Source organism: Streptomyces sp. HSG2 (assembly GCF_016598575.1).
GTDB lineage: Bacteria > Actinomycetota > Actinomycetes > Streptomycetales > Streptomycetaceae > Streptomyces.
In genome coordinates this window covers 76,144-89,486 of sequence record NZ_CP066801.1, presented here as the reverse complement: position 1 = coordinate 89,486, position 13,343 = coordinate 76,144, and the positions used below count along the sequence as shown (strand labels likewise).

The following is a 13,343-nucleotide window of genomic DNA, read 5'->3' as shown; positions in this document are numbered from 1 at the left end:
CCGACACGAATCCGGGCCGGTCGGCCGACCGGCCCGGTCCCAAGGGCCCATGGGCCCCAAAGATCCCATCAAGTAAGGAGTACGACGCCATGACGGAGCTCGTGATCGGGATAGTGGGGCTCGGCTCGCTGGGCGAGGGGCTGGCCCGCGTGTTGCTCGGCAACGGCACGGAGGTGATCGGAGTCGACCACGACCCGGCCGTGGTGGCCCGGGTCGGCAACCGGCTGGACGGGCCGCTGCTCACGCTCGGCGACAGTCCGCTGCTCACCCTCGGCACCGAACCGGCCGACCTCAAACGCGCCGACGTGGTGATCGAGGCCGTACCGGAGGACCGGGCCGCCAAGGAAGCCGTGCTGCGTGGGCTGGTCGAGCTGGTCGAGCCCGGCACGGTCCTGCTCACCACCACGTCCACGCTGTCGGTGTCCGAGCTCGCGATCGCCTCGGGGGCTCCGGACCGGGCCGTCGGCCTGCGCTACTTCCTGCCGCCGCCCGAGGGCGGCAACGCCGCGCTCGTCGAGACCGCCATGGCGGCACGGCGGACGTCCGAACTGGCGCGCAGCGTGGCCGCTCTCGCGGACACGGAGGTGGTCCCCCTCGGCCACCGGCCGAGCGAGGTGGCCGCCGCGCTGGTCCACACATGGCTGAACCGGACCGTCGACCTCGCCGCCGAGGGCTATGCCGACGTCGAGGACATCGACACCGCCATGAGACTCGGCTGCGGCCTTGGGCAGGGCCCGTTCGAGATGCTCGATCTGATCGGTCTCGACACCGTCCACGCCTCCCTCACGGCCCTGGGCGTCAAGCCCGCCGCGCTGCTCGACCGGCTGGTGGCCGAGGGACGCCTGGGACGCAAGACCGGGCACGGGTTCCACCGGTACGACGATGCCGGCGCCCGGGTGCGGACCGGCCGCGTCACCGCCGTCACCGGAACGCCCCGCGCGATCACCCGGGCCGGTGTGGCCGGCTCCGGCACCATGGCGCGCGGTATCGCCGAGGTCCTGGCCGTCGCGGGCATCCCCACCACTCTCGTCGCCCGCACCGCGGACAAGGCCGAGGCCGCCCGGAACGCCGTCGCCGCCTCACTCGCCCGGTCCGTCAGGAAGGGCCGCATCACCGAGCAGGACCGGCTGGACATCCTCGCCCGGCTCACCACGGGAACGGACTACGCGGGCCTCGCGGACGCCGGCCTGGTCGTCGAAGCCGTAGCCGAGGACATGGCCGTCAAACCCGCGGTGCTGCGCGCGATCGACGCACACCTCCCACCGGGCGCCGTCATCGCCACCACGACCTCCAGCCTGTCCGTCACCGAGATCGCCGAGCACACCGGCCGGCCCCGCGATGTGATCGGCCTGCACTTCTTCAACCCGGCACCCGTGATGCGGCTGGTCGAAGTGGTGCGCACCCAGCACACCGACCCCGATGTGCACGCCACGGCACATGCGCTGGTGGCACGGCTGCGCAAGACGGCCGTCGACTGCACGGACCGCACCGGGTTCATCGTGAACTTCCTGCTGTTCCCGTACCTCAACGACGCTGTGCGCCTGCTCGGCCGCACCGATGTCACTGTGGCCGAGATCGACGCCGCGGTCAGCACGGCGTACCCGTATCCGATGGGGCCGTTCACCCTGCTCGACACGATCGGGCTCGACGTGTCACTCGCGATCATGGAGATGCTCAGCGAGGCGCAGGTCGCCCCGGCCGAGCCGTTGCGGCAGTTGGTGGCCGCCGGGCACCTGGGACGCAAGACCCGGCGCGGGTTCCGCGTGGCCGAACTGGTGGAGTGAGACTTGCGTGTCGTCGGAGTTACGCTTGGCGACAGGACGTGGGGGGCGGCCATCGCCCGCCGAGAGGTTGGGGCGGCATGACTCAGGAGGCATCCGGGGAGCGGCGGCACGTCGCCGTCTTCAGCGACCCCGAGCACGGACAGGAACTGCCCATGTTGGCACTGGTCGAGGAATTCGTCCGGCGCGGCTACCGGGTTACCTGGGCGACAGGATCCGAGTTGGCCGCGCGGCTGGCGATTTCGGGGGCGACGGAAGACGGTTGGGACGTCGTGGGGTTCCTCGACGACAGCAGTTCGCCGGTCGCCCTCGCGCGGGGGTACTTCGCCGACGATCTGCCGGACGTCGTGATCTACGACAAGACCGCCCACGCCGTCGCGGCGGCCATCGAGCCGAGGGCGGCCGGGGAGATCGAACTCGTGCAGGACGAGTTCGTCGACGACGAGTTCATCGACTTCCTCACCCGCTTCGGGCTGGCGTTCGTGTCCGGAGGGCCCGGGCTGTACCGGCTCGTCCCGGCGTGCTTGGAGCGCTCGGCCCGACACCGAGGGCACCGGTGACCGGCTCGTCGGAGGCGGATCCGAATCAATGGTTGCCTAGGGCACTCACATTGACGCGCGTCACCTTGTGAGGTGGGGTGGTGCAGGGCCCCGGCGTTTGCCCGGGTCGTCCGGTTTGATCGTGTGATGCCGTAGAGGCTGAGGACGAGGGTGCGTTCGGTGTGGGCCCGGCGGCCGGCGGCGGTGTTGGCGTACCCGGCAAGCTTGAGCGCACCGCGGATCAGGTCGCGGACGGCGGCGAGGACTGAGGGCGTGTTGCCAGCCCTGACCTGGGATCTGTCCTCGTTGAAGGTCACATCCCGACACCAGTGGACAGTGTTCTCCACCGTCCAGTGCCCGCGAGCCCATGAGGCGATCTCGGCGGCACTCGTCTGTTCGGCGGGTAGGTCGGTGATGGCGTAGACGGTCTCGCTGGACCACTTCTTCGCTCCGTAGAGACGGCGTCTGCGCTGGATGCGCAGGACCTGGGCCGCGTGGGGGAAGAGCAGGCCGTTGACGGTGACGACCTGGACGAGACGCTGTTCGTGACGGCCGTGACCTTGGGCGTCGTCGCGGTGGATGACGGGGATCTCCTTCCAGGGCAGGGCGTGGAGCTGACGGGCCTGGCCGCGTTGGTTGTTCTTGATGGTCAGCAGGTAGTGTGCGCCACGTTCGTGCAGGTAGGTGGCGTGGTCGCGTTGCGCGTGGAGGGCATCGGCGGTGACGACGGCCCCGGCGAGATCGGCGTCGTCGAGCTGGTCGAGCAGGGGCTGGAACTCGGGTATTTCGTTGGTCTTCGCGCCGATCTCGCGGGATGCGAGGGTGATGCCGTCGCCGTGTCGGACGGCGGAGAGCACGAAGACGCGGCTGCCGTCCGGGCGCTTCGCGCCGCGCAGGCACTTGCCGTCCACCGCGATGGCCCGGCGCCCAGAACGCGCTGGTTCGGTGTGGGCGGCCGCCCGGTGGGCGCGGCGCTGTTCACGTTCGATGCCGCCGTCGGGCATGAGCGGCTCGGGAGAGCGGGACACCGTGGACAGCAGGGGCCGCAGGTGGTCGTAGCCGGCCGCGCTGACCTCACCGGGATCCAGCCGCCCCAGAACGGTGCGCAGGGTCTTCTCGCTCGGGATCCGGTAGCGGCCGAGCAGCGGATGGTAGGGCAGACCGAAAGCGGCCAGTTCCTGCGGCGTCGCACGTCGGCACCACTCCGCCGCCGCGGTGATGGAGTCATGGCCCGCCGCAGTCATCGCACAGACCACCAGGGCGAGCAGCGAGGAGACCCGGTAGCGCACCCCGCACGCCCTGCGAGGATCGGTGACCGACTCGAACTCGGCTACCAGACAGCGGACTTGGCCTCGGGCGACATCCGAGCCGAGGGCCTCCAGGCAGGGCGCCACAGAGACGGGAACGACGGCAGGGGATGATGGAGGAACGAACGCGGCACCTTCGTGGATCTTGCAGCGTAGAGAACTCCATGATCCACAGGTGCCGTGTTCATCTGCTTCCGGGGCCCGCCAGCATGATCAACCGGCCCAGGACGGGGCGATCCGGGCAAACGCCGGGGCCCTGAGGGGTGGTGTGCGGTTTCGGCGCGCCTCTGTTGTTCGTGCGGGAAAGTGGCTTGAATGATTCGGGCCATTTCTGGAGGATGGGAAGAGCTTGTGAAGAGTTCCGTAATAATATTCGAGACCCAGGGGTGCCGGTTCACCAGGGCTTGGTAAATAACTTGGGTGGCAGTGGGTGCCTGTAGGTGTGCACGTCATAGGCGTTTTCTGTCTGTTCCCTGTCGGTCGATGCCGCTCCAGCCCGCCGAGTTGTAAACTTCCGGCACCGGTGGTGATGCAAGAGGGTTCACGCGGTAACGGAGCCGCAATAGAGCAGAAATGGGCTGTGTGACCAAGGTGGATCTTGGCGGAAAAAGACCTGTCGGTGAAGGGATCCCAGGCAGGGCGATTGCAAGTCCTTGGGGATCTTGTGAGTGCGCAGGTCACAGCAGCGTGACGATGCCGGGAGGGCGTGCGACCGGATGCAACGAAGCCCCGTTGCGGAGGTGACCTTGCCATGTCGCCTGCGCCCAAGGGAGCTTCGATGTGCCGTCAGTCTGCCACCGTCTGTCTGGTCAAGTCGCCCACCCGTCAGCACCGTGTGACGGATGGGCTGGCCGAGCGGCTGGCAACGTTGGCCGATCCGCGGTGCCGACGCGGGAAGCGTCACCCCTTCGTGGCAGTGCTGCTGATCGCCTGCTCCGCCGTGGTGAGCGGGGCGAGGAGTTTCGTGGCGATCGACGAGTGGGCCGCCGACGCCCCGCAGGACGTCCTGGCCCGGCTCGGTGCCCGCACCGCGACCGCCCTGGCCGTGCGCATTCCGCCCAGCGGCGCGACGATCCGCCGGGTCATCAAGGACACCTGCCCCGGCGGCCTGGCCGACCTCCTCGGCCACGACCCGGCCGGCGCCGACACCCTCGCGATCGACGGCAAGAGCGCCCGCGGCTCGCGCCTCGGCGCCGCCCCGGCCGCGCACCTGCCGGCCGCGATGACCGGTACCGGGATGACCGTCACCCAACTCAGGGTCCCCGAGTAAACGAACGAGATCACCTGCTTCGCTGCCCTGCTGGACCCCTATGACCTGCAAGGAGTCACCGTGACCGGCGACGCACTGCACACCCAGCGAGACCACGCCCGCTTCCTCGTCGAGGCGAAGAGGGCGCACTACGCCTTCACCGTGAAACGCAACCAGAAGAACCTCTACGAGCAGATGCGGACCCTGCCACTGGGGCGAGGCGACGGCGAAGTTCTACGACCGTACCCAGGGGCACGGCCGCAAGGAGAGCCGGGTCGTGCAAGCGCTGACCGTCACCGACCTCGGCGTCGACTTCCCCCACGCCGCCCAGGTCGCGAAGGTCGTACGCCACGGCACCGACACCAAGACCGTCAAGAAGAGCCGCGAGTCCGTCTACGTCATCACCGACCTGACCAGCCGCCAGGCATCCCCGGAACGCATCGCGACGATCTTGAGGGCACACTGGGTGATCGAAGACAGGCTCCACTGCTTCGTCCGGGACACCGCCTTCCGCGAGGACGCCTCAAAGATCCGCACCGGACACGGGCCGGAGAACGTGGCCACCCTGCGCAGCTTCGCCATCAACCAGCTCCGCGCCGCCGGCCACACCAACATCGCCGCCGGACTCCGCACAACAGCCCTCCGCCCGTACGAGCGGCCACTGGCCGTCCTCGGACTCAACTGACCTGCACCAACGCACGATCAACGAACTTTGCAATCGCCCTGAGCCTGCAGGTGAGTTCCTCGTTGGTCACTGCCCTCGGCGGGAGCCATGATCCGAGTCCCGCGACTATCCGCTGCCGGCATTCTCGTCCTTCCTCACGGGTCGACGTCCAGCGGCGCTGTGGGCAGCGAGCGGCTGGGAGAGATGGAGGCGCATGGGTGAAAGACGTGCGACGGCCCGCCCGCCGCGCCACAGCGGGCGGGCGGGCTGACCGCCGGTCTTGGGGGAATGAGGTGAGCCGACGGATGCCGTCGGCTCGGGATGAGACCACAGGGCGCGCGAGGCCCGCGGTGGTTGCGGATGGGGGGACGGGATTCGGGTCGTGTGGTGTACGGCCTGGGCGGCGGAACGGATGGGCGCCACTGCTGGGAGTCCACGGACCGAGCGGTGGTACGTGGTGCGGTGGGTGGTGAGTTCGGTGCGGGGACGGGCGTCGGTGTTCCGGGACGGCTCTGGGCGGTGGCCCTGTGGTCGTCTGCGTCCGGGTCCGGCTCGTCCGGGGCGGTCACTTCACATAGTCGGGTGACACCTGCGGCGGCCAGCTGCCGACGCTCAGGACGCCGAGGCTGTATGCGCGGCTGACGAGGGCGGCGCGGTTGGGTGCCTTGAGCTTCTTGAGCATGGTGCCGACGTGGTACTCGACGCCCTGCCTGCTGAGGAACAGGCGGGAGGCGAGGCATATCGTGGACTCGCCGCTGGCGATGCCTTCCAGGATGCGGGCGTCGATCTCGCTGAGGATGCGGGTGCGGTCGACGACGACGGCGTTGGCCTGTACGGCCTCCTCCGGGTTCACGACGACGACGAACCCGACGAGCTCGCCGCACGCGGCGTGCACGGCGATGCCCGTGATGTCTCCGGTGAACACGGCCTGCCGGGGCCCTATGCCGGCGAGGTGCTCGACGAAGCGTTCGCGGCGCCCCTCGAGGAGGCGTTGGAACTGTTTGCGCATGGGGGCGTGCACACCGGGGTGCAGGAGGTCGTAGAAGCTGCTGCCGACCAGGGTCTCCCGGTCGCAGCCGAACTGGTCGACGAACTCTTCGTTCGCCTCGACGACGCACATCTGGGGGGCCAGGCTCGCGAGGAGGAGGCCGGACCGGTCCAGGAGCGTTCTGAATACATCCACTTCGGGCACGTTCGTAGCCGTTGCCGGACCAGAGCACTGGTCAATTCCAAGATAGCCAGCGGCGGCAGTCTGCATAGAAGCTGTCCTCACTTGAGCTAAATTTGAGGTTACTGAATCCCAGCTCCGCCCGGAAAGTCGACGCCTCTCCGGGAGGAATTCCGGGAATCCCCCGGGCTTGATCGTAAGGAAATTCGGATCGCAGGGTCAATGAAGTCATCTCACCATTTGGTGATTATCCGTCAGTAACCTGCGGCTCTCATCGACGCATCACGCGCAGAGGAAACTCGGATGAACTCCGACATTCTGCAGAAAGGTGCAGGTCACGAGAGCCGTGAGGCAACGCGAGATGTAGGTTCCGACGATCCCCTCAGCCTTGGGACTGTATGAACACACACCACAGCCCGGCCAAGTGTCGAGATCGACAACACGCCGGGCGCCAGCTCGTGGGAACCGCGTGATCCACGCCACTCGAGGGCGCACCGCCGGGCACCGCCGGTCGGATCAACCCACCCAACACGCGACTTGAGGGGGGACACCTCGACTGACCATCCCCTCGTAGCGTGGAGCCCTTGATTGCAGGGGAAGTTGGGATTCATGGGGTCCAAGAAGAAGCCGCCGTACCAGGGGCCTTGCGTGAAGCGGCTTCGCCGCTAATGTCTGTGACGTTGCGTCATGTCGGGGTTGGTGGGGTTCCGGGGGTGGAACGCAGTGCGGGCACGGTGCCGGTGATCATGTGAGTGTCTACGTCCCATGAACACCGAGCGAGCCCGTGCCTGCCTCTGCATCATCGCCCATCGCCTCCCCGCTGGGCCAACTGGCCTCGATATGCGACCCGGCACCTCTTCTCGACGCCCTTGACCTGCGAAGTTTCCTGGGCCGCGTGCCCGATCCCCGGGGCCGCAAGGGCCGGATCTACCCCTTGGACGCGCTGGTGTGCGCGGCAGCCGCCGGAGTTCTGGCGGGCGCGAAGTCGCTGGCCGCCATCGGTGAGTGGGTCACCGACGCGCCGGCCTGGGCCCCGCGGGCACTCGGCTTTGCCCCCGACCCGCTCACCGGCCAGATCCCCGTCCCGCACCCAGCGACCGTCCGTCGCCTGCCGGAACGCCTCGACCGCGATGTCCTGGACCGGGCCATCGGCGCCTTCCTCGACACCCACCAGACCGCCCCGGACGGTGAGCGGGCTCCGCACGCGGGCCGTCGGGCTGTCGCCGTGGACGGCAAGACGGTGCGCGGCTCACGCACCACCGAGAAGACCGCGGTGGTCCTGCTCGCGGCGATGGATCACACCGGCAGCGTCCTGGCCCAGCGGCAGATCGCCGACAAGAGCAACGAGATCCCCGCCTTCGCGCCCCTGCCGGATGCGATCGACGATCTGGACGGCGTCGTCGTCACCGCTGACGCGCTGCACACCCAGCACGCCCACGGCACCTACCTCCGCTCCCGCCGGGGCCCACTACCTGGCGATCGTGAAGAAGAACCACGCCAAGCTCCACGACCGGGTGCGTCATCTGCCCTGGCGGGAGATGCCGTTGGAGCACTACGACCGCACCCGCGCCCACCACCGCATCGAGATCCGCAGGCTGAAGGCAGCAGCCTTCGATCACCTCGACTACCCCGACGCGAAACAGGCCCTCCAGATGGTCCGATGGCGTCTGGACCGGGCCACCGGTGAACTCACCATCGAGCGGATCTACCTGATCACCAGCCTCGCCCCCGGCGCCGCGACCGGCCCCGAACTCGCCTCCTGGATCAGAGGCCACTGAGGCATCGAGAACCTCCCGCACCACGTCCGCGACCGGACCTTCCGCGAGGACGACTCCAAGATCCGCACCGGTCATCCGCCCCGCACCATGGCCTCCCTGCGCAACCTCGCCATCAGCGTCCACCGCCAGGACGGCGCCACCAACATCGCCGCCGCCCTCCGACGCGCCGCCCGCGACTACCGCCGCCCCCTGGCCGCCCTCGGACTCACCTGACGAACTTGGATAAGATCATTTCACGCAATGACCCTGGATTCCCTTCGTGATCAGCTAGGCGGCTCTGCACTGGGGAAACTGAGTGGTGGCACGTCCCGGACTCATGCGGGGGCATGTCACCGCAGATCAGCCCAACGCTGGCGCTTCTGCGTTCACTACGGCGGGCCACGACAAGTTCCTCCGCGCCTTTGTGTAGCTGGCACCGCCGAAGAGGCCCCGACACGGTCGACCTGACCGGCGCCGTCCATATCGACGTCGAAGCTCGGCGCTCCCTGTTGGCTGCCCTGCCGCGACGACGGACAGGCCCCACCGCCAAGCAGTCCGCTAGAGACCAGGTTCTACGCGCTCTTCTCTGGCGCAATGCCGGTGCGCACAGCCCGGCCTACAGGACGTCCACCTCGGCGTCGACGTAGCCGAACTGGCGAGCCATGTACACCAGCGCCTCCCGCAACAGGCGCTGACGCTCTGCGCGGACCATGGCGGGCGCCGTGGTGATGGTGACGGCCATCCGCGACCTGGGGCCGCCGTCGGTGGGGCCGAGCGGCGTCAGGTCGACGTGCGTGTCCAGGTCCGGCAGGACGCCGTTGTCGGCGGGCTGTTCGCACGTCATCCGCAGTTCGGTGGTGGGCGGGGCAGCCCACGCCAGTCCGGCCGGGTCGCCGACGACATCAGGCAGCAGCTCGGCGGCCGTCTCCCACAAGGCGAGCAGCACGGCCTGGACCTCGTCGAGGCCCAGCTGCGTGTCCCAGCCGGGACCGAGGAGCGCGGCCCACGCCTCCGGATTCTCGATCAGGACGTCCGCGCAGGCGACCACGGTGGACTCCATCGTGGTGGGCAGAGCGAGCATGACGGAAGCCTTCACGGCTGACCCGCCGTCCGGCGTGGCGATCGTGCACGTGTACCCCACGGACCGGGCCGAGTTGCCAAAGAGCGCCCTTTCCCAGCGACCGGCGGGCAACTCCGCGCCTCGACGTCGGGACAGCATCGTCACCGCGCCGGCCACCGCGCTGTGCGCTAGCTGCTGTTCGAGCAGCGTACGCCGGGGTTTGCTGACCTCCAGCGCGTCCGGGTCGGCCCACGGCAGGTTCACCAGGGCGCGAAGGCGCAGCGCCGGCGTCTGACCGGCGGTCCCGATCTCGGCCGACCGGCCCTGGTCGAGGCTGAAGCGGGGAAGCGGCTGCCACCGCCACACGCCGCGGCCCGAACACGACAGCCGGCCCGCACCCCACGATCCGCCGTCGAGGTCCACGCTCCGAGCGTCGGCCGGGATCACCCACGGGGTGTCCGAGTCGGCGGGAAGCCGGGGGAAGCCGACGGCCGAGAGCGGGTCCTGACCGCCCGGGGCACGCCGCCCCGCTTCGACGATCGCCTGCCAGAGGGGCTCGGCGACGGCGGCCGGAGGGCGGCCGGGCACCAGACACAGCACCCAGCCCGGCTCGCCGTCGAGCTCGTGGTGCAGATCCTGTAGAGCAGCCGGGCCCTGCGCCCACGCCTCTCCGGCTGGCCGGCCCAGTCCTGCGCCGGCCAGCTGCTCGTAGGCCGCCCGCATCTCCCGCTCGCGGTCGGGCAGGCCCTGCCCGACCCGCAGCCCGCCGTCCGGCCCGGTTTCAGAGACGGCTTGCCGCACGAGCTCGGTGAGCGCCTGAGCGGTGGGCATGCCAGAGGCGCGGACGCCGGCGGAGAGCAGCTGCTGGATCTCGGCCCGCGGCAGCCAGTGCGTGCTGTCGCCATCCCTCATCGGTACGGCGACTGTGTCCGTGCGCGGAGAGCCGGGCTTGCCCACCGGCGCTGGCACGACGAACAACGTGCCGGCGGCCTGCTCGGGGACATCGATGAACATCACGCGTTCGCCGTCAGCACCGGACCATCCGACGCGGACGCCGCGTGGAGCCGGGGTGATCCATTGACGGATCAGCTTGCGGATCTGGTCCACGTTCACTGCGGCCGGGTCGAGGCCGACGATGCGGTCCAGGACCTCTTCGTCGTGCTCAGGGCGGGTAGCGATGCCGATGACGATGATCCCGCCGCCCCCGTTGGCGAACGCGGCGACATCCTTGGCGAGTTCCTCGACCGCCTTGGGGCCTGCCAGTTGGTACGGGGCCGCCTTGGCGTCGAGCCACTGCGTCTCGCGTAGGCCGAGCAGGGAGCCCGGCTCCTGGGCGTCCAGCGCGGCCAGCGCGCTCTTCAGATCCTTCACCACTCCGGCAGTATCCACCGGCGCTTCGGCCGCTTGCCGCCAAGTTTCACAAGCTCACCGGCGCTACCGCATCCGATGTAGGGAGGCGCTTCCCCCCTGTAGGTGGACACCTTCGATCCGGCCCCGCAGGGGACCGGCCAGAAGGAGTCATTTATGGTGATGAGGGTCTACTCGCCCGAGTTCAAGGCCGACGCCGTCACGCTGTACCTCTCGGACCCGAGCCACACCTACGCCCAGATCGGCGACGATCTCGGCGTCAGTCGCGAGACCCTGCGGAACTGGGTGAGCGCCCACCGCGCCCGCACCGAAACCACCGGCACCACCAGGAAGAACGTGACCAGCACCCCACCCCGGACGGCCCAGCCGGCCCCGACGAGCTGCGCGAACGCATCGCAGCCTTGGAGGCCGAGCTGAAGACGGTCCGCAAGGACAACCAGAAACTCGCCCAGGAACGCGACATCCTGCGCAAGGCGACGAAGTTTTTCGCCTCGGAGATGAACTGGTGAGCCGCTTCGCGTTCATCTCCGCCCACCGGGAGGACTTCCCCGTCAAGCGGCTGTGCCAGGTCATGGACGTGCAGCGCTCCAGCTACTACAAGTGGCGCGCCGCCGCCCCGGCCCGCACAGCCCGCGAGCAGGCCGACGTCGCCCTCGCCGCCAGGATCAAGGCCATACACACCGAGTTCGACGGAGCTTACGGGGCCCCGCGCATCACCGCCGAGCTCCGGGAGGCCGGCCAGGCGCCGGTCAACGAGAAGAGAGTGGCCCGGGTGATGCGCGCCTTCGGTATCGTCGGCACGCACCTGCGCAAGAAGGTCCGGACCACGGTGCCCGAGCCGTCCGCCACCCCCGTGCCGGACCTGTTCCGCCGCGACTTCTCCGCCGCCGCCCCGAACACCAAGTACATGGGCGACGTCACATATCTGCCTGTCGGCGACGGGGAGTTCCTCTATCTGGCGACCGTGCTGGACTGCTTCAGCCGCCGGGTGGCCGGCTGGTCGATCGCCGACCAATGCGCACCGATCTCGTCGCCGACGCGCTCACGATGGCCGCCGCCACCCGCGGCAGCCTCGCCGGAGCGATCTTCCACAGCGATCACGGAGCCCAGGGCGGATTCAAGTGGTCGTCGCAACACCTCGATGACGAGGGAGAATGTTGTGGCGCAGGGACGAGCGCGGGAGGCGATCAAGGCCGGGCGGCCGCCGTTGCAGTCGCCGGGGAGGTCGCCGGTCAACCGACGGGCGGAGCGTCAACAGTTCTGGCGGCTGATCGCGAAAGGGATGTCCGGCGAGGACGCCGCGGTGGCGTGCGGGGTGTCGATGCCATTGGGGCCGCGGTGGTTCCGTGAGGGTGGCGGCATGCCATCGATCAGCCTGGACGAGCCGTCGGGCCGCTATCTGTCGTTCGCCGAACGCGAGGAGGTCGCGCTGCTGCGCGCGAAGAACTGCGGAGTACGGGAGATCGCTCGCGAGCTGGAGCGTTCACCATGGACGGTCTCCCGCGAACTGCGCCGCAACGCGGCAACGCGCGGCGGTCGGCTGGACTATCGTGCCTCGGTCGCCCAGTGGCACGCGGATCGGCAGGCCCGTCGGCCCAAGCCCTGCAAGCTCAAGGAGAATCCGCGGTTGTGGGAGTGGGTGCGGGACCGGCTGGCCGGGACAGTGCGTACGGAGGACGGCAGCGAGGTGGCCGGCCCGGAAGTACCGTGGAAGAAGCGGCGGCACGGCCGCAGGGCGGACCGGCGGTGGGGGACGGCATGGAGCCCCGAGCAGATCGCCCGACGCCTGCCGCTCGACTTCCCCGAAGACGACACGATGCGTATCTCGCACGAGGCCATCTACCAGGCGCTGTTCATCCAGGGCCGGGGCGGGCTGCGGCGCGAGCTGTCCGCCTGCCTGCGCACCGGACGCGCCCTGCGGGTTCCCCGGGCCCGCGCCCAGGGACGGGGCAAGAAGTTCGTCACCGACGATGTGAAGATCAGCGAGCGGCCGGCCGAGGTGGAGGACCGGGCGGTCCCCGGACACTGGGAGGGCGACTTGATCATCGGGCTGAACAGCTCGGCGATCGGCACGCTGGTCGAACGCACTACCCGGTTCACGATGCTGCTGCACCTGCCCCCGATGCCCGGCCACGGCGGGCCCCGGGAGAAGAACGGCCCGGCACTGGCCGGACACGGGGCCACAGCGGTCCGGGATGCCATCGCCACCACAATCACCTCACTGCCCGAGCAGCTGCGCAGGACACTCACGTGGGACCAGGGCTCGGAGATGGCCGAGCACGCTCAACTGTGCATCGACAGCGGGCTGGAGATCTACTTCGCCAACCCGCACAGCCCCTGGCAGCGCGGCACGAACGAGAACACCAACGGACTGCTGCGGCAGTACTTCCGACTTGTATGGGGGTAGCGGTGTCGTGATCGGGTTGGCCGCCCGTAACGTGCCGCAGGAC

8 protein-coding genes and 4 pseudogenes are annotated in these 13,343 nt (G+C 69.2%); 8 read left to right on the top strand and 4 right to left on the bottom strand.

Going from position 1 to position 13,343, the window contains the following annotated elements; translation table 11 throughout:
• Positions 1-89 precede the first annotated feature (89 nt).
• Positions 90-1,784, top strand: coding sequence for a 3-hydroxyacyl-CoA dehydrogenase family protein (locus JEK78_RS00440; protein ID WP_242483210.1), 1,695 nt, complete (start codon positions 90-92; stop codon positions 1,782-1,784).
• Between the two features lie 679 nt (positions 1,785-2,463).
• Here JEK78_RS00440 and JEK78_RS00435 read toward each other — a convergent pair.
• Positions 2,464-3,771, bottom strand: a pseudogene (locus JEK78_RS00435) (ISAs1 family transposase); the annotation flags it as partial.
• Positions 3,772-4,405: 634 nt separating this feature from the next.
• On the opposite strand from JEK78_RS00435, the gene JEK78_RS23135 reads away from it, so the two are divergent.
• Together JEK78_RS23135 and JEK78_RS00425 are read left to right on the top strand one after the other, a co-directional pair.
• Entirely contained in the window at positions 4,406-4,897 is a 492-nt protein-coding gene (locus JEK78_RS23135; protein ID WP_242483209.1) for a transposase family protein, read from the top strand.
• Positions 4,898-5,153: 256 nt separating this feature from the next.
• Complete coding sequence (locus JEK78_RS00425; protein WP_200262099.1) at positions 5,154-5,561, top strand: transposase; 408 nt, start codon at positions 5,154-5,156, stop codon at positions 5,559-5,561.
• A 544-nt stretch (positions 5,562-6,105) separates the two neighbouring features.
• On the opposite strand, the gene JEK78_RS00420 is transcribed toward JEK78_RS00425, so the two are convergent.
• Entirely contained in the window at positions 6,106-6,723 is a 618-nt protein-coding gene (locus tag JEK78_RS00420) for a LuxR C-terminal-related transcriptional regulator (RefSeq protein WP_242483208.1), read from the bottom strand.
• Positions 6,724-7,492: 769 nt separating this feature from the next.
• On the opposite strand from JEK78_RS00420, the pseudogene JEK78_RS23740 reads away from it, so the two are divergent.
• Positions 7,493-7,807 (top strand): annotated as a pseudogene (locus tag JEK78_RS23740) (transposase family protein); the annotation flags it as partial.
• 150 nt (positions 7,808-7,957) lie between these two features.
• Here JEK78_RS23740 and JEK78_RS23125 read toward each other — a convergent pair.
• Positions 7,958-8,146 carry a hypothetical protein gene (locus tag JEK78_RS23125; protein ID WP_242483458.1) on the bottom strand — a complete coding sequence of 63 codons (189 nt, stop codon included), beginning with the start codon at positions 8,144-8,146 and terminating at the stop codon, positions 7,958-7,960.
• 43 nt (positions 8,147-8,189) lie between these two features.
• On the opposite strand from JEK78_RS23125, the gene JEK78_RS23120 reads away from it, so the two are divergent.
• Both JEK78_RS23120 and JEK78_RS23635 read left to right on the top strand, forming a co-directional pair.
• Positions 8,190-8,486: a hypothetical protein gene (locus JEK78_RS23120; RefSeq protein WP_242483457.1), complete on the top strand. Its 297-nt coding sequence runs from the start codon at positions 8,190-8,192 to the stop codon at positions 8,484-8,486.
• An 87-nt stretch (positions 8,487-8,573) separates the two neighbouring features.
• The gene (locus JEK78_RS23635; protein ID WP_277953056.1) at positions 8,574-8,699 is read left to right on the top strand and encodes a hypothetical protein; all 126 of its coding nucleotides are present in this window, start codon (positions 8,574-8,576) and stop codon (positions 8,697-8,699) included.
• Between the two features lie 382 nt (positions 8,700-9,081).
• On the opposite strand, the gene JEK78_RS00410 is transcribed toward JEK78_RS23635, so the two are convergent.
• A complete protein-coding gene (locus JEK78_RS00410; protein ID WP_200262097.1) occupies positions 9,082-10,899 on the bottom strand; it encodes an RNA-binding domain-containing protein in 1,818 nt (605 codons plus the stop codon).
• 150 nt (positions 10,900-11,049) lie between these two features.
• Here JEK78_RS00410 and JEK78_RS23115 point away from each other — a divergent pair.
• Positions 11,050-12,003 (top strand): annotated as a pseudogene (locus tag JEK78_RS23115) (IS3 family transposase); the annotation flags it as partial.
• Between the two features lie 31 nt (positions 12,004-12,034).
• Positions 12,035-13,282 (top strand): annotated as a pseudogene (locus JEK78_RS00400) (IS30 family transposase); the annotation flags it as partial.
• Between the last annotated feature and the right edge of the window lie 61 nt (positions 13,283-13,343).